Raw genomic sequence first — 22,547 nt, 5'->3', positions numbered from 1 at the left:
ACACCATCGTCTCAGGCCGGTGATCAACTCACCACGTCGCCTCACGAATGTAGTCACCGATCTGGCGCAGCGAGCGCGTCGCCTCGCTGACGACGGGTGCGCACAGCTGGAATACGTGCATCTGACCGGGCCAGATACGCACCTCGACCGGAACTCCGGCCTCGGCCAGCATCCGGGCGGCCTTGCGCGCGTCATTGAGCAGGACCTCCGACCCGGACACATGGATCAGCGTGCGGGGCAGCCCCGGCTCGATGTGCTCCAGCGGCTCGTAGATCTCCTCGCCGTGGCGCTTGGCCGCGCCGTCGATCATGTCGACCAGGGCTTCGAACGCCTTCGGCGGGAACATCGCATCGGTGCGCGCGTTCGGGTGCTGGGCGCGGTTCGTGTTGTCGATCTCGAACAGCGGGGACATGGTGACAACGGCGGCGGGCATCTCGGCATCGCTTCCCTCGGCCTGCAACCGCTGCGCCAGTGCCAGCGCCAGGTAGCCACCGGCCGAGTCACCGGCCAGCACGATGTTCTCGGGGGCGTAACCGGTCAGCCGCAGCCACTTGTACGCGTCGTAACAGTCGTCGAGAGCCACCCCGATCGAGTGCTTCGGGATCATCCGGTAGTTCACGACGAACACCGGGCTGTCGGCGAACCGGGACAGCTCGGTCGTCAGCCGGCCATGGGTGTTCACCCCGCAGGTGAGGAAGGCGCCGCCGTGCAGGTAGAGGACGACGCTGCGTTTCCCGTCGGCGGGCAGCACCCCGGCCGCGCGCACCAACTGCGCGGTGCAGTGCGGCAGCGCGATCGTGGCTCGCACCGTGCCCGGTGCTGGGCGCAGAACCCGGGCGGCGAAATCCAGCAGGCCGAACGGCCAGGGCAGTTTGGGGATGTGACTGCCGATTGCCAGAGTTGGCCTGATGGTCATCATGGCAACTAGCCCGGCGATCCGGCCCGCGATGCTGGCACCGTCCTCGACGACCTCGACCGGTCGCCAGTCCCCGACCGGGAATCGGCGAGATTGCCGCGCTCTAGCTGGGCTTATCGCTGCATGCGGTGAGCCTGAGACCTTGCTTGGTGCCGTCATCGCCACCACTTCCTACGCCGTTGTAGTACCCGTTGCTGATAATTTACTTAGCCAACCGGGGTAACTTAGCTTGCCCCTGCGTCAATAGGTTCAACAATCAAAGAATCCGTTTGGTTCCGGACTTGATACCCCACCGTGACCGCGCCTGGCCGCCCGCAACACTGACAATGCCGAAATCGGCTCCTAATATCGTTTTCGTGGGCAGTCGCGGATCGACCATCGCCCTGGCGGCCGCCGCCTTGGCATCGACGGGTTCGGCCTATGTCGGGGCCCGGAACCTACTGAGCGGGCAGGCCGACCAAGCCCGCCAGGTCATCCCCAAATCCTGGGACGTCCCGCCCCGCGCCGATGGCGTGTACGTGGCCGGCGGCGGCCCGGTGCAACGCTGGACCCGCGATGTCCCGTTCGACCTGCACCTGATGATCTTCGGCGACTCGACCGCCACCGGATACGGCAGTTCCTGCGCCGACGAGGTGCCCGGGGTGCTGCTGGCCCGCGGTCTCGCCGAAGAATCCGGTCAACGGATCCGGTTGAGCACCAAGGCCATCGTCGGCGCGACCTCCAAGGGACTGTCGGGTCAGATCGACGCGATGTTCGTCGCCGGCCCGCCGCCGGATGCCGCGGTGATCATGATCGGGGCCAATGACATCACCAAACCCAATGGGACCTGGCCCTCGGCGCGCCGCGTCGGCCGGGCCGTGCAGCGCCTGCGGGCCGCGGGCGCGGTGGTGGTCGTCGGGACCTGCCCCGACTTCGGCGTCATCAAGGCGATCCCGCAGCCGCTGCGCTGGGTGACGCGCAGCCAGGGACTGCGCCTGGCGCGCGCCCAGGCGGCCGAGGTGCGGGCGGCCGGCGGGGTGCCGGTGCCGTTCTCTGACCTGCTGGCACCGGAGTTCTACAAGGCGCCCGAGGTGCTGTTCTCGCAGGACATGTTCCACCCGTCGGGTGCGGGCTACCAGCTTGCGGCAAAGCAGCTGCTGCCCGCGTTGTGTAATGCGCTGGGCGACTTCGTATCTGACGCACCGATGGAGGCGGCGCTGGAATCGCGCACCGACGAGGACAGCTCGTTGCTGGCCCGGATCGGCAACGTGACCCGGCTCTGGCGCCGCACAACCGGGGTCCCCGCACCCATCGTGGTGACCGCGAGCTAGGTTTTGTGCAACACGTTCTAGATGTATTGAGTCCCGAGGAGCCGTCATGCCCGAAGCCGTCATCGTCGCCACCGCCCGCTCCCCCATCGGACGCGCCGTCAAGGGATCGCTGGCCACCATGCGTCCCGACGACCTGGCTGCCCAGATGGTGCGCGCGGTGTTGGACAAGGTGCCCTCGCTGGATCCCCGCGATATCGACGACCTGATGATGGGCTGCGCACAGCCCGCCGGTGAGGCCGGCTACAACATCGCCCGTGCGGTGGCCGTCGAACTCGGCTACGACTTCCTGCCCGGCACCACCGTCAACCGGTACTGCTCGTCGTCGCTGCAGACCACCCGGATGGCCTTCCACGCCATCAAGGCCGGCGAGGGTGACGTGTTCATCTCCGCCGGTGTCGAGACGGTGTCGCGCTTCGGCGTCGGCGCCGCCGACGGAGCGCCCAACAGCAAGAACGCCCTGTTCGAGGAGGCTCAGGCGCGCACCGTCACGCAGGCCGAGGGCGACATCCCATGGCATGACCCGCGCGAGGACGGCCTCATCCCCGATGTCTACATCGCCATGGGCCAGACCGCCGAGAACGTCGCCACCTACACCGGCATCAGCCGCGAAGACCAGGACCACTGGGGCGTGCGGTCGCAGAACCGGGCCGAGGAAGCCATCAAGAGCGGGTTCTTCGAGCGCGAGATCTCGCCGGTGACGCTGCCCGACGGCACCGTCGTCTCCACGGATGACGGCCCGCGCGCGGGCACCTCCTACGAGAAGATCAGCCAGCTCAAGCCGGTGTTCCGCCCGAACGGCACGATCACCGCCGGCAACGCGTGTCCGCTGAACGACGGTGCTGCCGCCGTCGTCATCATGAGCGACACCAAGGCCAAGGAGCTGGGCCTGACCCCGCTGGCGCGCATCGTCTCCACCGGCGTGTCCGGGCTGTCCCCGGAGATCATGGGGCTGGGCCCGATCGAGGCCATCCGCAAGGCACTGGCCAAGGCCGGCAAGACGATCTCCGATATCGACCTGGTCGAGATCAACGAGGCCTTCGCCGTCCAGGTGATCGGCTCCGCGCGCGAGCTCGGCATCGACGAGGACAAGCTGAACGTCTCCGGCGGTGCGATCGCGCTGGGGCATCCCTTCGGTATGACCGGTGCCCGCATCACCGCGACGCTGCTGAACAACCTGGCCACCCACGACAAGACGTTCGGCATCGAGTCGATGTGTGTCGGTGGCGGCCAGGGCATGGCAATGGTCGTGGAGCGGCTCTCCTGACCCGATGACCACCCTCGGAACCCCGCTGTCTCCGCACGCCACCCGGGTGATGCTGCTCGGCTCCGGCGAGCTCGGCCGCGAGGTCCTGATCGCGCTGCAGCGGCTGGGCGTGGAAACCATTGCCGTGGACCGGTACCCGGATGCACCGGGCCATCAGGTCGCCCATCACGCGCGCACCATCACGATGACCGATCCGGAGGCGTTGCGGGCGCTGATCGAGGCCGATAAGCCCGATCTGGTGGTGCCCGAGATCGAGGCGATCGCGACTCCGGTGCTGGAAGCCCTCGAGGACGCCGGTGCGGTCCGGGTGATCCCGACCGCGCGGGCGGCCCGGCTGACCATGGACCGGGAGGGCATCCGGCGGCTGGCGGCCGAAACCCTCGGGGTGTCCACCAGCCCCTACCGGTTCTGCGATTCGCTGTCGGAGTTGCAGGAGGCGATCGACGGCGGCATCGGCTACCCGTGCGTGGTGAAGCCGGTGATGAGCAGTTCGGGCAAGGGCCAATCCAAGATCGACGGGCCCGACGATGTCGCGGCTGCCTGGGAGTACGCGATGTCGGGCAGCCGGGTGAGCAATACCCGGATCATCGTCGAAGGGTTCATCGACTTCGACTACGAGATCACGCTGCTGACGGTGCGGGCGCTCGACGGCACCCAATTCTGCGAACCGATCGGTCACAAGCAGGTCAGCGGCGACTACGTGGAGAGCTGGCAGCCGCATCCGATGTCGGATGCGGCCCTGCGCAGCGCCCAGGAGATCGCCCGCGCGGTGACCGAGAACCTGGGTGGGCAGGGCATTTTCGGTGTCGAGCTGTTCGTCAAGGGCGATCAGGTGTGGTTCAGCGAGGTCAGCCCGCGCCCGCATGACACCGGCATGGTGACGATGGTGACGCAGTGGCAGAACGAGTTCGAGCTGCATGCGCGGGCGATCCTCGGCCTGCCGGTCGACACCACGCTCAAGTCACCCGGTGCCAGCGCGGTGATCTACGGCGGTGTCGACGCCGCGGGTGTCGTCTTCGACGGGGTCGAGGCCGCGCTGGCCGTGCCGCACACCGATATCCGGCTGTTCGGGAAGCCGGAGAGCTTCGTGAAGCGGCGGATGGGTGTGGCGCTGGCCTACGACGCCGATGTCGACATCGCGCGGGCCAACGCCGTCGAGGCGGCGAGCCGGGTATCGCCCCGGGTGCCCTAGGTTTACGCCGCGTTGGCTTGACTTTGCGCCCAGGGCGCGAAAGTGCGAGTGGGCCGCGCCCTCAACGCAGAGTCAAGTTGGTGTTGGGCGCCAGCCTGTTCCATTCACGCTGTACCCGCCTGATGATTCCGGCACTCCGCTGCCCCGCCGCGACCCGGACGAGCGTCCAACCCACGCCGGCGATGTAGTCGTGGCGGTCGATGTCGTAGCCGAGCGTCCCCGTGTGCTGTTCACCGTCGTATTCGACTGCGAGCAAGAGATCTTCCCATCCCATGTCGAGGAAGTACACCGGGTAGCCGTCCCAGTCGAGTACCGGGATCTGGGTCCGTGGCCGCGGAAACCCTGACTTCATCAGCAACAACCGCAGCCACGTCTCCTTGGGAGATTGGCTCCCGGGGTCATACAGATCCAACGCATTCTTCAGTTGCGGCAGGCCTCGGGTGTGAGGGTGTCGCTCAGCAAGCGTGCGCACATCGTCGGCTTTGAAACCGGTCGCCGCGCCGAGTGCATCCAGGCGGGCGACGGCGTCTCCGAATTGACCTCTGCGTCCCAGGTCGAACGCAGTGCGCTCCACGGTGGTGACCGCCATGTCGTGCATCGTCCGGGCCTCGTCAGCGAGTAGGAGATCATGGCGGGTGATGACGCCGCTCGGCGGTCTGGCGTTAGGCCAGATCAGTTCGACGGGAGCGGCTTGGCTGATCCACTTGGCTCCGTATAGCGCCGCAGCCGAACTGCCCGCGATCACCGCCTGCCGATGCGACCACAGCCACGCCGCGCGAAGGCGCTGTTGCCGAGATGGGTTGGCCCACTTGCCCATGTACACATCGGGCAGAACGGTGCGGTAGTACTTGCGCAACTCGTGGCGGGTGAGCCTTCCTGCCGACAGTGCCTCACTGCCGATGAACGGCTCTTCCATGAGTCAAGCATTCGGGATCGGACCTGGTGAGACCACCTGCCCGCAGCAATCTGTGGATCAATCGGCCGCTGGGGATACCCGCGCTGTATTGACTATGCGGTCACGGCGCAAAAGTGCGAGTAGACCTCCCCACCACCGCAGAGTCAAGACGATATGCGCGCATGAAAAAGGGCGCCCACATGGTGGACGCCCTTTCTCTCGCCGACGTACTAGTCGTTGTTGAAGTAGCTCAGCAGGCGCAGGATCTCCAGGTACAGCCACACCAGGGTGACCGTCAGCCCGAGGGCGACGCCCCAGGCGGCCTTCTCCGGAGCACCGGCGCGGATCATCTGGTCAGCCGAGTCGAAGTCGATCAGGAACATGAACGCCGCCAGACCGATGCAGACCAGCGAGAAGATGATCGCCAGCGGGCCGCCGCTGCGCAGGCCGAAGCCCTCGCCGCCGCCGACGCCGAACAGCGCGAGCACCATGTTGAGCAACGCGATCGCGACGACGCCGAAGAGCGCCGCCACCATCATCCGGGTGAACTTGGGGGTGACCCGGATGGCTCCGGTCCGGTAGACCACCAGCATGCCGACGAAGACGCCGACGGTGCCGAAGATGGCCTGCGCGATCATCCCCGGGCCACCGGTGGAGACCAGGTTCGCGAAGAGGAACGAGGCGGCACCGAGGAACACACCCTCCAGCGCCGCGTAGCTCAGCACGATGGCCGGGTTGTCCTGCTTGCGACCGAAGGTCGCGATCATGATCAGTGCGAAGCCACCGAGACCGCCGACGAGCACGAACGGCATCATCAGGCCGGGGCTCATGGACACCATGAAGTACGACAGAACGCCGAGAGCCGTCACCACCGCGAGGGTGATGCCCGTCTTCGTCACGACGTCGTCGATGGTCATCGGCCGGGAAACGCCGGCCTGCTGCTGATCCGGGTACTGCGTCGCGTAGGGCTCCGCCTGCACCTGCTGCGCACCGAAGCTTGCGGCTCCGGTACCGAACTGCGCGTATCCGCCCTGCCCCTTGGGCAGTGATCGGAATACCGGGTTGCTGCTTTCGCGCACCGTAGGTCCTCTCCATCAGTACTGGTGGTTCGATTGACGAACACACGTTCAACGATCAACGGTCCGATCAGGTTCCCATGCCCAGCCGGTCACGACTGAGAATGTTCTCAGGAAACGTCCAGGTTGATCGGTGCAAACCCTACCCGTCGCGTGTCACACGGAGGCTACGAACTAGATTGCAAACGTGGCAGAAAACGAGGACATCCTAGTAAGTGTCCGCAACGGCGTCGGGGTCGTCACGCTCAATCGTCCGAAGGCGATCAACTCGCTCAACGACGTGATGGTCGACGGCCTGCAGACGGCCCTCACGACCTGGGAGAACGACGACGCGGTGCGCTCGGTGCTCCTCACCGGCGCGGGCGAGCGCGGGCTGTGCGCCGGCGGTGACGTCGTCGCGCTCTATCACAGCGCCAAGGGCGACGGCTCCTACGCACGCAAGTTCTGGTGGGACGAGTACCGGCTCAACGCCCACATCGGCCGCTACCGGAAGCCCTACATCGCGCTGATGGACGGCATCGTCATGGGCGGCGGCGTCGGCGTCGCGGCGCACGGCAACGTCCGGGTGGTCACCGACAAGACCAAGATGGGCATGCCCGAGGTCGGTATCGGCTTCATCCCCGACGTCGGCGGCACCTATCTGCTCTCGCGCACCCCGGGCCTGCTGGGCCTGCACGCCGCATTGACCGGGGCCCCGTTCTCCGGTGCGGACGCCATCGCCCTCGGCTTCGCCGACCACTTCGTCCCGCACGAGCGGCTGGCCGACTTCGCCGAAGCCGTCGTCACCGACGGACACGAGGACGCCTTGAATTCCTACGCCGAGGAGCCGCCGGCCAGCGAGCTGCTCGCCCAGCGCGAGTGGATCGACACCTGCTATGCCCGCGAGACCGTCGCCGATATCGTCGACGACCTGCGCCGCCAGGAAACCGAAGCGGCCGACGCCGCCGCCCACCTGATCGGCACCCGCTCACCGATCGCGCTGGCCGTCACGCTCACCGCGGTGCGCCGCGCGGCGCACCTGCACACCCTGGAAGAGGTTCTGCAGCAGGAGTTCCGGGTGTCGGTGGCCTCGGCGAAGTCGCACGATTTCGTCGAGGGCATCCGCGCGCAGTTGGTGGACAAGGACCGCAACCCCCAGTGGTCACCGGCCACGCTCGACCTCTGCGACGACGCGGCCGTCGACGCCTATTTCGCTTCCGCCCACCCCGATCTGACGTTCTGAGAGGTTGCCATGACCACACAAGACTTCGAGACCATTCTGGTGACCCGCGACGGCCGGGTGGCCACCATCACGCTGAACCGGCCCAAGGCGCTCAACGCGCTCAACAGCCAGGTCATGCACGAGGTCACCGCTGCCGCAGCGGAACTCGACGCCGACCCCGGCATCGGCGCCATCATCCTGACCGGCAGCGCGAAGGCGTTCGCCGCCGGCGCCGACATCAAGGAGATGGCCGACCTGTCCTTCGCGGATGTGTTCAGCCAGGATTTCTTCGCGCACTGGGGCACGTTCGCCGCCACCCGCACCCCCACCATCGCCGCGGTCGCCGGCTACGCCCTCGGCGGCGGATGCGAGCTGGCCATGATGTGCGACCTGCTGATCGCCGCGGACACCGCGAAGTTCGGCCAGCCCGAGATCAAGCTCGGCGTGCTGCCCGGCATGGGTGGCAGCCAGCGACTGACCCGCGCCATCGGCAAGGCCAAGGCGATGGACCTGATTCTCACCGGCCGCACCATCGATGCCGCCGAGGCCGAGCGCAGCGGCCTGGTCTCCCGGGTGGTCCCGGCCGACACCCTGCTCGACGAGGCGAACGCCACCGCAGTGACGATCGCCGGGATGTCGCTGTCGGCGGCGCGGATGGCCAAGGAGGCCGTCAACCGCGCCTTCGAGTCGACGCTGGCCGAAGGTCTGCTCTACGAGCGGCGGATCTTCCACTCGGCCTTCGCGACCGAGGATCAGAAGGAAGGCATGGCCGCGTTCACCGAGAAGCGCGCGGCGAACTTCACCCATCGCTAAAGTCGAGCGGTGAATGTCGTCGCCGCTGAACCGGAAGCCACCGAAGCGCCCGCCAGACGCGATTGGTGGACCAGGCATTACACCTTCACCGGCACCGCTGTCGGCCTGGTGTTCATCTGGCTGTCGCTGACCCCGTCGCTGTTGCCGCGCGGCCCGCTGTTCCAGGGTCTGGTGAGCGGCGCGGCCGGCGGTATCGGCTACGGCCTCGGGGTTTTCGGCGTCTGGCTGTTCCGGTACATGCTCTCGCGGGACACCACCCCGAAACCGCCGAAGTGGGCCTGGCTGATCCTGCTCGTGGTCGGCGTCATCGGGCAGATCGCGGCGATCGTCTACTTCCACGTCTGGCAGGACGATATCCGCGACCTGATGGGCGTTCCCCGGCTGGCGTTCTGGGACCATCCGTTGACGGCGGTGCTGGCCATCGTGTTCCTGTTCATGTTCGTCGAGATCGGGCAGCTGGTAGGCAGATTGGTCCGCTACCTGGTGCGCCAGCTGGAACGCGTCGCACCCCCGAGGGTGTCCGGCGTGATCGCGGTGGCGCTCGTCCTCGCACTCGCCATCGCGTTGCTCAACGGGATCGTGGTGCGTTTCGCGATGAGCACCATCAACAGCACGTTCGAGAACGTCAACAACGAAGATGATCCCGACAATCCTGCTCCCACAACCGCTTTGCGTTCCGGCGGGCCGCAGTCGCTGGTGAGCTGGGAGTCGCTTGGGCATCAGGGGCGCAACTTCGTGGCCGGCGGACCGTCGGTGGCCGAGCTCACCGAATTCAACGGCTCCCCCGCCACCGAACCGATCCGTGCCTACGCCGGGCTCAACTCCGCCGACGGCATCAAGGCCACCGCCAAGCTGGCCGCCGAGGAGCTCCAGCGCACGGGTGGGCTCGACCGCGATGTGATCGCCGTGGCCACCACCACCGGTACCGGCTGGATCAACGAGGCCGAGGCCTCCTCGCTGGAGTACATGTACAACGGCAACACCGCGATCGTGTCGATGCAGTACTCGTTCCTGCCCAGCTGGATCTCCTTCCTGGTCGACCAGGAGAACGCCCGCCAAGCCGGTCAGGCGTTGTTCGAAGCGGTCGACGCCCTGGTACGCGAACTGCCCGAGGCCGATCGCCCGAAGCTGGTGGTGTTCGGCGAGAGTCTGGGCTCGTTCGGCGGCGAAACCCCGTTCCTGGCGTTGAACAATCTCATCGCCCGCACCGACGGCGCGCTGTTCTCCGGGCCCACGTTCAAGAACACCATCTGGACCAACCTGACCATCAACCGCGACGAGGGTTCCCCGCAGTGGCTGCCCATCTTCGATAAGGGTGAGAACGTCCGGTTCTCGGCCGTCGCGTCCAAGGACCTGGGCCGCCCCGACGATCCGTGGGGACAACCCCGGGTGGTGTATCTACAACACGCCTCGGATCCGATCGCGTGGTGGAACCCCGATCTGCTGTTCGCCAAACCTGATTGGCTGCGCGAGCCGCGCGGGTACGACGTGTCACCGCGGATGGAGTGGATCCCGGTGGTGACCTTCCTGCAGGTGTCCGCCGATATGGCGGTCGCCGTCGACGTCCCCGACGGACACGGCCACGTCTACGTGCGCGATGTCGCCAATGCCTGGGCGGCGATCCTGCAGCCCCCGGGCTGGACACCGGAGAAGACCGAGCGACTGCGCCCGACGCTACGTTCCGACGAGAGCAGCTGACTTCAGCGCCTGATAGCCGCCGATGACGTCGGTCGCCCGGTGCAGCCCGAGATCCTGCAAGGCGGCGGCGGCGAGGCTGGAGGTGTAGCCCTGCGAGCACAGCACGATCCATTCGACGTCATCGCCGACTGCCTCGGGGATGCGGGCCTCGCTGGTCGGATCGCAGCGCCACTCCAGATGATTGCGCTCGATCACAAGTGCGCCCGGAACATCGCCCTCGGCGGCCCGCTGCCATCCCGGCCGGATGTCGACCAGCAGCGCCCCTCGTTGCACTGCGGCGGGTACATCGACTGCCTCGATCCGCTGCAACCGGGCGCGGGCGGCGTCGAGCACCGCGTCGATACGACTGGGCATAGGACTATCCCTCCGGAGCGTCGGTGAGCTCGGTGCGTCTGCGGCGCAACGCGTTCCGCTCGGTTACACCGTAGTAGGACATGGCCGTCAGCGGCGGCGAGTAGGCGTGCACGCTGAGCGTCACCGGAACAGGGGTCGGGGCGGGCGCCCACACCACATCGTGCACCCAGCCCAGCGGGAAGCCCGCCTGATCACCGGCCGTCAGCTCGCGACTGCGCAGACGCTGCCCGTCCCAGCGGGTTTCCTGCAACGCACCGGAGACCACCGTCAGCGCGCCCAGCGAGCCGCCGTGGTCGTGCAGTTCGGTCGACTTGTCCGGCACCCAACTGATCAACCAGATGTCGAGCTCGTCATCGCCGTAGAGCCGGTTGTACCAACGCTCGTCGGTGGGCAGCCGGGCACCGGCGAGCAGCCGGTCGTAGCGTCCGGACAGCACGTCGTCGGCGCAGCGGTCGGTGGCCTGCAACAGATCGGGTACGCGCAGCCGGGTCGGCGCCGAGACGGCGGGCGAAAGGGTGGGGGCCAGAAGTGGGGCAACCATGAGGGAACTCCAGAAAACGAAAACGGACGGGTGGTCGGCGCTCACGCAGCGCGACAACAGCCCCGATTCGTGGTCCCGTCCGTCATGGCCGCGAGTGTTGCATAGATTGGCGGTATGCGCCGCTACCCGATCCTCGTGACAGCAGCCGCCGCAGCCCTCCTGAGCGGGTGCTCCCCGAGCACCGAGGAGCCGGCGGGCGACACCTCCGCACCGAGCATCACGACCTCGGAGGCCTCGCCGTCTCCGGAGGCGCAGGTGCCCGAGGGCGCCGTCCAGGTGTCACCGGGCGGTGTCACGACGGGGGTCGGCGCCCCGGCCGATGCCACCGAATCCGGCTATGGCCAGGCCTGCCTCGCCGCACGGGCCTGGTTCGACGCGCAGAACGGCACGGTCGAGGCCTACCTGCAGACGGTGCAGACCCCCGGCGCGTCCGGTCCGGGCAGCTTCAACATGGCGTGGTCGGCGCTGACACCCGGGCAGCAGGCCGCGGTCATCATGGCCGCCAATGCCGCCGCCAACGCGGAGTGCGGCTGAGGTTCGAATCACGGCGAGCTTAATGGCCACAGTGGTGTCGATGGCGGCCGGCGGGTGCACCACAATGGAGCCATGCGAATTGCGCTGGCGCTGGGCAGCGGAGGTGCGCGCGGTTACGCGCACATCGGGGTCATCAACGAACTGACCGAGCGTGGCTACGACATCGTCGGTGTCGCCGGGTCCTCGATGGGCGCCCTTGTCGGCGGATTACACGCCGCCGACAAACTCGACGAATTCGCGCAGTGGGCGGGGTCATTGACACAACGGGCGGTCTTGCGGCTGCTGGATCCGTCGCTGACGTCGCCCGGGGTGTTGCGGGCCGAGAAGATCCTCGACGCGGTGCGCGACATCCTCGGTGATGTCACCATCGAATCGCTGCCCATCCCGTACACGTCGGTGGCCACCGACCTGATTGCCGGGAAGTCGGTGTGGCTGCAGCGCGGTCCGCTCGATGACGCGATCCGGGCGTCGATCGCGATCCCGGGCATCTTCACACCGCACGTGCTCGACGGACGGCTACTGGCCGACGGCGGCATCCTGGATCCGCTGCCGATGGCGCCGCTCTCCGCGGTCAACGCCGATATGACCATCGCGGTGAGCCTGTCCGGGGGCGATCCGGCCGTTCGGTTGAGCGAACCCGAACCCCGGGTGACCACCGAGTGGTTGGGCCGGATGTGGCGTAGCACAACGGCTCTGCTGGACACGTCCACGGCGCAGCGGGTGATGGACAGCCCGGCCGCCAAGTCGGTGCTCAGCCGGTTCAGCAGCTCCCTGGAAGACGGCGCCGACACCGCCGAGGCGTTGAGCGACAGCGGGATCCCCGAACTACCCCGGCTGGGCAGCTTCGAGATCATGAATCGCACCATCGATATCGCCCAGTCGGCGCTGGCCCGGCACACGCTGGCCACCTATCCGCCCGATCTGCTGATCGAGGTGCCGCGCAACGCCTGCCGCAGCCTGGAGTACCACCGCGCCGAGGAGGTCATCGAGATCGGCCAGGAGTTGGCCGCGGCCGCCCTGGACGCGCTGGGATAACCGGCCAGAAATGCCCCGACGGCGGCCGCCACCCGACGGCCCTGCGCACGTCCGGCGATCGCGGACGGCCGACGGCACCGCGGATCCAGCGGGTTGGTCCCGAATGCGACAAGCGCATCGTCATCGGCGAACACCGTGAAGGTCGCGCCGGGAAAGGCGGCGATCTCGGCTCCGGCACCGTCGCCGAACGGGGACGGTGCGTTCGCACCGGCGGGCACCAACACCACCGCCGCGGCGCAGTCGGCCGCGGCGGCCATGTTGACCGCGCTGCCCACCCCGCCGTCCATGAACCTGCGGGCCCCGATGGTGACCGTCGGCCACGCGCCGGGCACCGCGCAACTGGCGGCGACGGCGTCGACCAGCGCGACGCCGGAATCGCGGGTGAAGACCACCAGTTCACCTGTCGCGGTGTCGATCGCGGTGATGCGCAGATCCCGGTGCGGCCAGTCGTGGGACGGCAACCGGTGCGCGATGACCTCGCGACGGACCTGCTCGGGAACGGTGTCGGCGGCCAGCGCGATCCCGCCGATGCGACGCAGCCGCTCCAGGGTGCTGCCGCCCTCGCCCAGCGCGCTGACAAACACCTCGGTGAGGTCGTCGATGGTGACCCCGGAGTCGATCTCGTGGGATTCCTCGGCGATCTGGCGCGCATACAGCTCGCCCAGGGATGTGCCACTGCCGAGCTGGGCCGACACTGCCGATCCGGCCGAGGTACCCAGCAGCACATCGGAATTCAGCAGCGTGTCGGCGGTCTGTGCTGACTCGTCGGCGATCCCGGTCAGTACACCTGTCTCCCAGGCGATACCCGCCAGCCCGCCACCGGCGAGGATGAGTGCGCGTGCCACCGCTCAGCGCACCAGCTGATCAGACAGTGTCTCCAGCGACTGCCGGGCGTAGCCCTTCCACAGCCTGCCGAACACCGGCAGCGCCACCGCCGTCAGGGCCGAGCGCGGATGGATGGTCCACCGCCAGGTCAGTGTGGTGCCGGTGCCGATCGGGTCGAAGATCCACATCCCTTCGACGTGCCCGACCAGCGGCGCCAGCGGGCCCTTCACGTGGGTGAGCGTGTACCCGAACGACCGCGGCGGGTCATAGGAGGTCAGCTCCTCCCGCATGCTGCCGCCACCGGTGAGCACCACGGTGCGGCTCTGCCCGACGGCATCCCAGTCCCCGGTTTGATCGCGGGTCTCCTTGATCGGCGGGATGGGTCCGTACCAGCGACGGAACAGCTGGGGCAGCGGCATCGGCACCATGCCCGCGAACAGGTCCGCGGGCGCGAGCGGAATCGCCCGTGATTGCTCGACCACCAGAGGTTGCGCCATGATGGCCATACTAGCGACGGGAGCAAGATGAGTACCCACACTCAGACGATGCGCGCCCAGCGGTTCTACGCCGACACGAAAACCATTGTGGTCGAGGATGTTCCGATACCGAAGCCGGGTCCCGGTGAAGTCCTGGTGAAGGTGGCGTTCTGCGGTATCTGCCACTCGGACCTCAGCCTCATCAACGGCACCTTCCCGTCCCAGCTGCCGGTGGTCACCCAGGGCCACGAGGCATCGGGCACCATCGCCGAGCTCGGCCCCGGCGTGACGGGCTGGGCCGAGGGTGACCGGGTGGTGGTGGCTGCCGGCCGACCCTGCCAAAGCTGCCCCAACTGCGCCCGCGGGGACTTCGGCAACTGCCTGCGGATCCGGCTGATGGCCTTCGCCTATGACGGCGCCTGGGCGCAGTACACCGTCGCGCAGGCCTTCGGGCTGACCCGGGTGCCTGACAATGTGCCGCTTGAGCAGGCGGCGATCCTGGCCGACGCGGTGTCGACCCCGTACGGCGCCGTGGTGCGCACCGCGAAGGTGGGCATCGGCGAGTCGGTGGGCGTGTGGGGTGTCGGCGGGGTCGGGACCCACATCGTGCAGTTGGCGCGACTGGTCGGGGCGGCGCCCATCATCGCCGTCGATATCAAACCGGCAGTGCTGGACCGGGCGCTCGCACTGGGCGCGGACTACGCCTTTGACGCCCGCGATGAGGCGCTGGGCGAGAAGATCGTCGCACTCACCGGGGGCCGCGGCCTCGACATCGCCTTCGACGCAGTCGGTCTCGGTTCCACCTTCGACCAGGCGCTGGCCAGTCTGACGATGGGCGGGCGACTGGTGGGGGTGGGCATGAGCGCCGACGCACCGAGCATCGGGCCGACCTCGTTGTTCAACCTGACCCGCAAACAGGTCTTGGGCCACCTGGGTTACCAGAACGCCGACATCGCGACGCTGGCCAACCTGCTGTCACTGGGGCGCCTCGACGTCAGCCGGTCCATCAGCGAGATCGTGTCGCTGGAGGATGTGGCCGCCGGGATCGAGAAGCTGGAGCGCGCCGACGGCGACCCGATCCGGATTCTGGTCCAGCCCTGACTACCTCAGCCCGGGTGCGGCCTTGGCGCTGAACAGCGGCAGATCCAGATAGGTCGCGACCCCGGGCGGTGCGGCACAGACCGCCGGTATGGAGTTGACACAGTGCGCGGCGGTCGCCACGACGCCGGGCTCCGGACCGTCCTCCCCCACCTCGCCCTGGAAACCCTTGATGGAGACCGTGAAATCGGGGTTACCGCGCACCTCCATCTCGTAGCGCTGCCCTTCGGGCCCGAAATCCCATGCCGGAGCCAGATTCTCCTCGCCCATCAGCCAGTTGACCGTCACCCGCACCACGACCTGGTCACCGACCACGGCTTCCCAGTGGAACTTGCGGGCCGCGACCTGCCCGGGTTCGATGACCCCGATCGGGGAATCGATCGGCGCCGTGGCCACGGCGATCTCCTGGCGAGCAACAATTTTCGGGTCGGCCTTGAATCCGAACGCGTCGACGCACATCCGCACGGCCTGGATGAAACCGCCGTCGAGCAGCTTCTGCATGGGGCCCGACAGCGCCTTGTCGGGGGTGTCGCCGAACCCCATGACATGGCGCACCACATCGGGGGCGTCATAGGTGCGCAGGTCGGAGAATTCCTCGGCCCGCACGAAGGTCACGCCGGTGGACATCACCGAGAACAACAGCGGGAACTTCTCACTGATGCCGCCGGGGGCGATTCCGGTGCCGTGCAGCGTCGCCCCACCGGCGATGCCGGCTTCGCGCAACGGTGCGGCCTGCTTGTCGCTCGGATAGACCCAGCCGACCGGGGTGACGACGTTCTTGCCCGACCGCAGCAGCGCGGCCACCTCGTCGGCGTTGGGCATCAGCGGTGCGTAGACGACCGCGTCCGCGTCCAGCGCCAGGATCTCCTCGACACTGCTGGTCGCGGTGATCCCGAGCGGTTCGCCACCGATGAGTTCGCCGACGTCGCGGCCGTGCTTGGCCTCCGAATGCACCCAGCATCCGACCAGTTCCAGGTCAGGGTGCTCCAGCACTGCTCTGATGGCGGCGACGCCGACGCCACCCGTGGCCCACTGCACAACCCGCAATGTCATAACCCGCCCTTCCACACAAAACTAGAACACGTTCTACCACTTTGCGGGCGTGGTTCGCGGGGATCCGGGCACAATACTGATTCATGAGCGGCGGCGTGGACTTCGGGGTGCTCGGCCCGCTGCAGCTGTCCGTGAACGGATCGCCGGTCGCGCTGGGCACGCCGAAGCAACGCGCGGTGCTGGCCATGCTGGTGATGAGCCGCAACCGCCCGATCAGTAGCGACGCGCTGGTCGGTGCGGCCTGGGAACAGTTCCCACCGCCGGAGCCCAAGGCCAGCCTGCATTCCTACATCTCCAACCTGCGCAAGCTGATCAGCGGCGGCGGTTCGGACGGCCGGATGATCCTGGCCAGCGCGCCGCCGGGCTACCGGCTGACCGTCACCGACGACGGATGCGACCTCGGGCGTTTCGTGTCGGCCAAGAACGCCGGCGTGCAGGCCGCCGCGGCCAGCCAGTTCGAGCAGGCCAGCACTCATCTGTCCGAGGCGCTGGCGCAGTGGCGCGGACCGGTGCTCGATGACCTCCGCGATTTCGAATTCGTCGGCCCGTTCGCCACCGCGCTCATAGAGGACAAGGTTGTCGCGCACACCGCGCACGCCGAGGCCGAAATCGCCTGCAACCGAGGCTATGCCGTGATCGGAACGCTGGAATCCCTGGTGGCCGAGCACCCCTACCGTGAACCGCTGTGGACACAGCTGATCACCGCGTACTACGTCAGCGAGCGGCAATCCGACGCGCTGGACGCCTATCGGCGGCTGCGTAGCACGTTGGCCGAGGATCTCGGTATCGACCCGGGCCCCACGGTGCGTGCACTGTCCGAACGTATTCTGCGCCAGGAACCCATCAACACCCGTCGGGCCGCCCGCACCACGGCCGTGCACAAGATCGGCATCGACATCCGCACCGCGACCGGCGCGCAGTCCGCACCCGCGCAGATGCGGGCTGCCTCGGGGCGGGTGTATCCGCTGCTGTCGGCGGCGACACGGATCGGCCGGCTGCCCGACAACGACATCGTGCTCGACGACGTCAGCGTCAGCCGCCACCACGCGGTCATCATCGACACCGGCACCAGCTACGTCATCACCGACCTACGATCGGCCAACGGCGTCGAGGTGGCCGGGCACCGCATCCGTGGCACCGCCACCCTCACCAGCGGCGACCGTGTGCGGGTGTGCGACCACGAATTCGTGTTCGAGATCGCGCCGCCCGCTGAGCTTCCCCGGTGAGCGCTGCGCCGAACCGTTAATGTGATGGGCCGACACACTCCAGGAGAAGCAGGGGAAATGACCGGGCCGACATCGCGTGAGGGTACCGATTTCGGCCGTTATCGACTGCGCAGACTCATCGGACGCGGCGGCATGGGCGAAGTCTATGAAGCCGAGGACACCGAGAAGGACCGCATCGTCGCGCTGAAACTGCTGCCCGAAGGTGTGTCCCACGACCCGGTGTTCCGCAAACGGCTACAGCGCGAAGCACATTCGGCGGGCCGGTTGCAGGAACCGCATGTGGTGCCGATCCATGATTACGGCGAGATCGACGGCGTCCTCTACGTCGACATGCGGATGATCAACGGGGCCGACCTGCGCAAAATCCTGAAGAGCTACGGCCCGATGACGCCGGCCCGCGCGGTCGCCATCGTGCGCCAGATCGCCTCGGCGCTGGACGCCGCGCACGAGAGCGGCATCATGCACCGCGACGTCAAACCGGAGAACATCCTCATCACCCGGGATGACTTCGCCTATCTGGTGGACTTCGGCATCGCCAACGCCGCCAGCGATGAGAAGCTGACCGAATTGGGCACCGCGGTAGGCACTTACGCATACATGGCACCGGAGCGGTTCACCAGCGACCAGGTGACCTACCGCGCCGACGTGTACGCCCTGACCTGCGTGCTGCACGAATGCCTGACCGGATCGCAGCCCTATCCCGGCGACAGCGTCAGCATGGTGATCACCGCGCATCTGATGCAGCCGATCCCGGCCCCGAGCCAAGCCCGGCCCGGTATCCCGGCCGCATTCGACCGCGTCGTCTCCCGCGGGATGGCCAAGAAACCCGCCGACCGGTTCGCCAGCGCCGGAGATCTGGCCGCGGCCGCCACCGACGCCCTGAGCGTGCGTGACCAGGACCAGGCGGCGCACATCGTGCAACGCGGCGCGGCGGCGACCATGCCCGGCCCGCAGTTCGGCACGCCGCCACCGTTCGGGGTGACCCCACCGCCCTTCGGCACGCCTGGGCCACCGCCACCGAACTGGCACACCCCGCCACCCGGCCGCCCGCCGCAGCCCAAGAAGACGACGCCGTGGCTGCCCATCGCGGCCGCCGCCACGGTGTTGTTCCTGGTGCTCGCCGCCGTGGGCGTCTACTTCATGGTGAAACCCGAGGACACCAAGGCCGCCCCGCCCACCACAACCTCGGCGGCCCCCACCACCGCCGAGCGGACCACCCGCACCCGGGCCCCCGACCCGGCGATCTTGCAGGATCGCCTGTTCGGCATGCTCCCGCAGGGGTATGACCCTGGCGTATGCCAGGCGGTCGATCCGCCCGTGCCCGGCGCGCTGGCGACCGTGGACTGCGGGCCGTCGAGCATGGCGGGCGGTCCCCTCGCCTCGCGATACTCGACGTTCCCCGACCAGGGCGCCCTGCGGGCCAACTTCGACGAGGCGATCGGCGAGACCGCCGAACTGATGCCGTGCCCGAACAGCACCATGGACTCCCCCGCCACCTGGCACTACACCGACACCCCGCAGAAGGCCGAGGGCTCCATCGCCTGCGGCACCTACAACGACAGCCCGGACCTCACCTGGACCAAGAACGACGGTCTGCTGCTCGGCAACGCCCAGGGCCCGAACCTCGACGAGTTGCATCAGTGGTGGCTGGCCTACGGCTGAGGCCGCACCCCAAGAATTCTTCAAGAACGTCGTTGGACGCTGATGTCACCCCCGGATCACGCCGGGGCTCAGACATCCAGGGGAGAGACGATGTTCGCAGTTCAGCGCCTGATCCAGTCCGCCGGCCTCGCACTGGTGGCCGGCCTGTCCGGCCTCGCCACCGCCGGCACCGCGAGCGCCATCACCTCCGCCGACGATGCGGCATTCCTGTCCGATATCCGTTATGAGGGCATCTCCTACGAGTCCGCGGTCGAGGTCATCTCGAACGCTCATGAGGTGTGTGCCGAGCTGGACTCCGGGGTCCAGGCCACCGATATCGGCCTGGACATCCTGGAGTACACCGACCTGAACACCCGGCAGGCCGCGGCGTTCATCGTCATGTCGATCGGCTACTACTGCCCGCAGCACACCGGCGCATTCGCCTAACGGTTATGTTGAGGCCCAACGCAACGGAGCGAAAGGGGCCACGGATGGCCAATCGGGTGTTTGTCGTCGGTGTCGGGATGACCAAGTTCGAGAAGCCGGGCCGGCGCGAGGGCTGGGACTACCCCCAGATGGCCAACGAGTCGGGCACCAAGGCACTCGCCGACGCCGGGATCGACTACAGCCAGGTGCAGCAAGGCTACGTCGGCTACTGTTCCGGCGATTCCACCTCGGGCCAGCGCGCGCTGTACGAACTCGGTATGACGGGTATCCCGATCGTCAACGTCAACAACAACTGCTCCACCGGTTCCACAGCGCTCTACCTTGCCGCGCAGTCGATCCGGGGCGGTCTGGCCGACTGCGTGATCGCACTGGGTTTCGAGAAGATGCAGCCCGGCTCGCTCGGCGGTGGCGCCGATGACCGCGAGTCACCGCTGGGCAGGCATGTGAAGGCGCTGGCCGAGATCGACGAGTTCGCCTTCCCGGTCGCACCATGGATGTTCGGTGCGGCCGGTCGCGAACACATGAAGAAGTACGGCTCCACCGCCGAGCATTTCGCCAAGATCGGCTACAAGAACCACAAGCACTCGGTGAACAACCCGTACGCCCAGTTCCAGGACGAGTACACCCTCGACGACATCCTGGGCGCCAAGATGATCTCAGACCCGCTGACCAAACTGCAGTGTTCACCGACCTCGGACGGTTCCGGTGCCGCGATCGTGGTCAGTGAGGACTTCGTGGCCAAGCACGGACTTGCCGAGCAGGCCGTCGAGATCGTCGGTCAGGCGATGACCACCGACTTCGCCTCCACCTTCGACGGCAGCGCCGCGAACATCATCGGCTATGACATGAATGTCCAAGCCGCACAGCAGGTCTACTCGCAGTCCGGGCTCGGACCGCAGGACTTCCAGGTCATCGAGCTGCACGACTGCTTCTCCGCCAACGAGCTGCTGCTGTACGAAGCACTGGGCCTGTGCGGCCCCGGTGAGGCGCCGAGGCTGATCGACGACAACGACACCACCTACGGCGGCCGCTGGGTGGTCAACCCGTCCGGTGGCCTGATCTCCAAGGGACATCCGCTCGGCGCGACCGGCCTGGCGCAGTGCGCGGAGCTGACCTGGCAGTTGCGCGGTACCGCCGACAAGCGTCAGGTCGACGGTGTGACTGCCGCCCTGCAGCACAACATCGGGCTCGGTGGCGCCGCCGTCGTGACGGCCTACCAGCGCGCCGAGCGCTGACTTTCCTTGCGGTTTGTGGAGTTCTCGTCGGTTCCGACGAGAACTCCACAAACCGCTAGAGGGTGATCACGTGGTAGTCGCCGTCGGCGTGCCGGGCGCGGATGGTCTTCTTGTCGTACTTGCCGACACTGGTGCGTGGCACCTGGTCGACGAAGGTCCACCGCTCTGGTAGCCACCAACGAACCACCTTGTCGGCCAGGAACTCCCGCAGCTCGTCGGGCGTGTGGCTGGCGCCCTCCTGCAGCACCACCACGGCCAGCGGGCGTTCCTGCCACTTCTCGTCGGGCACCCCGACGACGGCGGCCTCCAGGACGCCCGGGTGACCGATCAGATGGTTCTCCAGTTCCACCGAGGAGATCCACTCACCGCCGGATTTGATGACGTCTTTGGCCCGGTCGGTCAGCGTCACGAATCCGTCGGCATCGATGCGACCGACATCACCGGTGCGCAGCCACCCGCCGTCGAACTTCTCCGCGTCCCGGCCCAGGTAATAGCCGCCGGTGATCCAGGGTCCCCGAACCTCCAACTCGCCCACCGACTCTCCGTCGGCGGGTACCGGGTCACCGGCGTCGTCGACGACGCGGACCTCGACACCGCACATCGGCCGGCCCTGGGTGGTACGCATCGCCCAGTGCCTGTCCTCGTCGACGCCGGGCAGCGGTTTGGCCACTGTCGCCAGCGGCGAGGTCTCCGTCATGCCCCAGGCCTGCTGGATGTACACCCCGTGTTGCTGCTCGAACGTCTGCATCAGCGACAGCGGCACCGCCGATCCGCCGCAGGCGACCAGTCGCAGTGACGAAACATCATGTCCCGGGCTTCTTTCCAGGCAGTGCATCACATCGTTCCAGATCGTCGGCACCGCACCGGCCACGGTGGGCCTGCGCGACTCGATCAGTTCGATCAAGGACGCACCGTCGAGGAAGCGGTCCGGCATCACCAGATCGGCACCGGCCATCAAGGCCGCGTAGGCCAGCCCCCAGGCATTGGCATGGAACATCGGCACGATCGGCAGCACGACATCGTCACTGCCGACGTCGAGGGCGTTGGCGGTGCAGGTGTTCAGTGAATGCAGGTAGGTCGAGCGATGGCTGTAGACAACACCTTTGGGGTTCCCGGTGGTGCCGCTGGTGTAGCACATCGCCGCCGCGGAGTTCTCGTCGACATCGGGCCAGTCGAACTGCCCCGGGTGCCCGGCCAGCACATCGGCGTAGCGCAGCACCGTCAAACCGGCATCGTCGAGCGGTCCGGTATCCCCGTCACCGGCGATGATGACGGTGTGCACCGTGCTCAGCAGCGGCAGGACGGGAGCCAGCAGCGGTATCAGCGAGGCGTCGGCGACGATGATCTGGTCCTCGGCCTCGTCGGCGATGAAGGCGATCTGTTCGGCAGCCAGCCGGATGTTCAGCGTGTGCAGCACCGCGCCCATCGCCGGGGCGGCCAGGTACACCGCCAGGTGCTCGGCGTTGTTCCACATGAAGGTGCCGACCCGCTGATCTCCGCTGATGCCGAGACCGCGCAGTCCGTGCGCCAGTCGGGCGGCCTGTTCCCCGAGTTCGCGGTAGGTGGTGCTGCGATATCCGCCCTGCCCGGTGGCGGTGGTGACGACGCGGTCGCCGTTCACTGCGCAGGCGTGCCGCAGGATGGCGGCGATGGTCAGGGGCCAGCTCTGCATGGTGGACTGCACGCGGGCGATGTTAGTGCTCTCCACGACCCGGTT

General features: G+C 67.6%; 21 protein-coding genes and 1 pseudogene. 13 read left to right on the top strand and 9 right to left on the bottom strand.

Annotated elements, in window-relative coordinates:
• Positions 1-28 precede the first annotated feature (28 nt).
• Positions 29-1,075, bottom strand: coding sequence for an alpha/beta hydrolase (locus EXE63_RS22215; protein WP_168143705.1), 1,047 nt, complete (start codon positions 1,073-1,075; stop codon positions 29-31).
• A 197-nt stretch (positions 1,076-1,272) separates the two neighbouring features.
• Here EXE63_RS22215 and EXE63_RS22210 point away from each other — a divergent pair, with 197 nt between their 5' ends.
• From EXE63_RS22210 to purT, 3 genes are read left to right on the top strand one after another with little or no spacing between them, the layout of a single operon-like run.
• The gene (locus tag EXE63_RS22210) at positions 1,273-2,226 is read left to right on the top strand and encodes an SGNH/GDSL hydrolase family protein (protein WP_168143704.1); all 954 of its coding nucleotides are present in this window, start codon (positions 1,273-1,275) and stop codon (positions 2,224-2,226) included.
• Between the two features lie 46 nt (positions 2,227-2,272).
• Complete coding sequence (locus tag EXE63_RS22205) at positions 2,273-3,490, top strand: acetyl-CoA C-acetyltransferase (RefSeq protein WP_168143703.1); 1,218 nt, start codon at positions 2,273-2,275, stop codon at positions 3,488-3,490.
• 4 nt (positions 3,491-3,494) lie between these two features.
• Positions 3,495-4,682 (top strand): formate-dependent phosphoribosylglycinamide formyltransferase, encoded by a 1,188-nt coding sequence (purT, locus tag EXE63_RS22200; protein WP_168143702.1) that lies wholly within the window; start codon positions 3,495-3,497, stop codon positions 4,680-4,682.
• Positions 4,683-4,743: 61 nt separating this feature from the next.
• Here the strand turns inward: purT and EXE63_RS22195 are convergent, their stop codons facing one another.
• The gene (locus tag EXE63_RS22195; protein WP_168143701.1) at positions 4,744-5,598 is read right to left on the bottom strand and encodes a DUF559 domain-containing protein; all 855 of its coding nucleotides are present in this window, start codon (positions 5,596-5,598) and stop codon (positions 4,744-4,746) included.
• 209 nt (positions 5,599-5,807) lie between these two features.
• Entirely contained in the window at positions 5,808-6,656 is an 849-nt protein-coding gene (locus EXE63_RS22190; protein WP_105361484.1) for a Bax inhibitor-1/YccA family protein, read from the bottom strand.
• 184 nt (positions 6,657-6,840) lie between these two features.
• Between EXE63_RS22190 and EXE63_RS22185 the strand changes: the two genes are divergently transcribed.
• The 3 genes from EXE63_RS22185 to EXE63_RS22175 are packed head-to-tail and all read left to right on the top strand — an operon-like array spanning position 6,841 to position 10,365.
• Positions 6,841-7,875 carry an enoyl-CoA hydratase/isomerase family protein gene (locus EXE63_RS22185; RefSeq protein WP_168143700.1) on the top strand — a complete coding sequence of 345 codons (1,035 nt, stop codon included), beginning with the start codon at positions 6,841-6,843 and terminating at the stop codon, positions 7,873-7,875.
• Positions 7,876-7,884: 9 nt separating this feature from the next.
• Positions 7,885-8,667 (top strand): enoyl-CoA hydratase, encoded by a 783-nt coding sequence (locus EXE63_RS22180; RefSeq protein ID WP_168143699.1) that lies wholly within the window; start codon positions 7,885-7,887, stop codon positions 8,665-8,667.
• Positions 8,668-8,676: 9 nt separating this feature from the next.
• On the top strand, positions 8,677-10,365 hold the full coding sequence (locus tag EXE63_RS22175) for an alpha/beta hydrolase (protein ID WP_168143698.1): 1,689 nt from the start codon (positions 8,677-8,679) through the stop codon (positions 10,363-10,365).
• Here the strand turns inward: EXE63_RS22175 and EXE63_RS22170 are convergent.
• Together EXE63_RS22170 and EXE63_RS22165 are read right to left on the bottom strand one after the other, a co-directional pair.
• Positions 10,342-10,719, bottom strand: coding sequence for a rhodanese-like domain-containing protein (locus EXE63_RS22170; protein ID WP_168143697.1), 378 nt, complete (start codon positions 10,717-10,719; stop codon positions 10,342-10,344). The two genes, EXE63_RS22175 and EXE63_RS22170, sit on opposite strands and share 24 nt — an antisense overlap.
• 4 nt (positions 10,720-10,723) lie before the next feature.
• Positions 10,724-11,260, bottom strand: coding sequence for a cysteine dioxygenase (locus tag EXE63_RS22165; protein ID WP_168143696.1), 537 nt, complete (start codon positions 11,258-11,260; stop codon positions 10,724-10,726).
• A 114-nt stretch (positions 11,261-11,374) separates the two neighbouring features.
• Here EXE63_RS22165 and lpqV point away from each other — a divergent pair, with 114 nt between their 5' ends.
• Entirely contained in the window at positions 11,375-11,794 is a 420-nt protein-coding gene (gene lpqV / locus EXE63_RS22160) for a lipoprotein LpqV (protein WP_168143695.1), read from the top strand.
• Between the two features lie 72 nt (positions 11,795-11,866).
• On the top strand, positions 11,867-12,829 hold the full coding sequence (locus EXE63_RS33085; RefSeq protein ID WP_234904228.1) for a patatin-like phospholipase family protein: 963 nt from the start codon (positions 11,867-11,869) through the stop codon (positions 12,827-12,829).
• Between the two features lie 5 nt (positions 12,830-12,834).
• Here the strand turns inward: EXE63_RS33085 and EXE63_RS22155 are convergent.
• Together EXE63_RS22155 and EXE63_RS22150 are read right to left on the bottom strand one after the other, a co-directional pair.
• Positions 12,835-13,674, bottom strand: a pseudogene (locus EXE63_RS22155) (patatin-like phospholipase family protein); the annotation flags it as partial.
• Positions 13,675-13,677: 3 nt separating this feature from the next.
• Positions 13,678-14,151, bottom strand: coding sequence for an SRPBCC family protein (locus EXE63_RS22150; protein ID WP_168143693.1), 474 nt, complete (start codon positions 14,149-14,151; stop codon positions 13,678-13,680).
• Positions 14,152-14,178: 27 nt separating this feature from the next.
• On the opposite strand from EXE63_RS22150, the gene EXE63_RS22145 reads away from it, so the two are divergent.
• Positions 14,179-15,231 (top strand): zinc-binding dehydrogenase, encoded by a 1,053-nt coding sequence (locus tag EXE63_RS22145; RefSeq protein WP_168143692.1) that lies wholly within the window; start codon positions 14,179-14,181, stop codon positions 15,229-15,231.
• Here EXE63_RS22145 and EXE63_RS22140 read toward each other — a convergent pair whose 3' ends face one another.
• Positions 15,232-16,281: an NAD(P)H-dependent amine dehydrogenase family protein gene (locus tag EXE63_RS22140; protein ID WP_168143691.1), complete on the bottom strand. Its 1,050-nt coding sequence runs from the start codon at positions 16,279-16,281 to the stop codon at positions 15,232-15,234. It lies immediately after the preceding gene.
• An 83-nt stretch (positions 16,282-16,364) separates the two neighbouring features.
• On the opposite strand from EXE63_RS22140, the gene EXE63_RS22135 reads away from it, so the two are divergent.
• The 4 genes from EXE63_RS22135 to EXE63_RS22120 all read left to right on the top strand — a co-directional run bounded on the left by EXE63_RS22135 (position 16,365) and on the right by EXE63_RS22120 (position 20,830).
• Positions 16,365-17,507 carry a BTAD domain-containing putative transcriptional regulator gene (locus EXE63_RS22135; RefSeq protein ID WP_168143690.1) on the top strand — a complete coding sequence of 381 codons (1,143 nt, stop codon included), beginning with the start codon at positions 16,365-16,367 and terminating at the stop codon, positions 17,505-17,507.
• Positions 17,508-17,564: 57 nt separating this feature from the next.
• The gene (locus tag EXE63_RS22130) at positions 17,565-19,169 is read left to right on the top strand and encodes a serine/threonine-protein kinase (RefSeq protein ID WP_168143689.1); all 1,605 of its coding nucleotides are present in this window, start codon (positions 17,565-17,567) and stop codon (positions 19,167-19,169) included.
• Between the two features lie 90 nt (positions 19,170-19,259).
• The gene (locus tag EXE63_RS22125) at positions 19,260-19,595 is read left to right on the top strand and encodes a DUF732 domain-containing protein (protein WP_168143688.1); all 336 of its coding nucleotides are present in this window, start codon (positions 19,260-19,262) and stop codon (positions 19,593-19,595) included.
• Between the two features lie 44 nt (positions 19,596-19,639).
• Positions 19,640-20,830, top strand: a complete 1,191-nt coding sequence (locus EXE63_RS22120) for a lipid-transfer protein (protein WP_168143687.1) — start codon at positions 19,640-19,642, stop codon at positions 20,828-20,830.
• 55 nt (positions 20,831-20,885) lie between these two features.
• Here the strand turns inward: EXE63_RS22120 and EXE63_RS22115 are convergent, their stop codons facing one another.
• Positions 20,886-22,514, bottom strand: coding sequence for a fatty acid--CoA ligase (locus EXE63_RS22115; RefSeq protein ID WP_168145709.1), 1,629 nt, complete (start codon positions 22,512-22,514; stop codon positions 20,886-20,888).
• Positions 22,515-22,547 lie beyond the last annotated feature (33 nt).

This window comes from Mycolicibacterium frederiksbergense (assembly GCF_012223425.1).
In the GTDB taxonomy this organism is placed as follows: domain Bacteria; phylum Actinomycetota; class Actinomycetes; order Mycobacteriales; family Mycobacteriaceae; genus Mycobacterium; species Mycobacterium frederiksbergense.
Note: the sequence above shows the minus strand (reverse complement) of the source record. Positions and strands in the feature narration are given on the sequence as shown.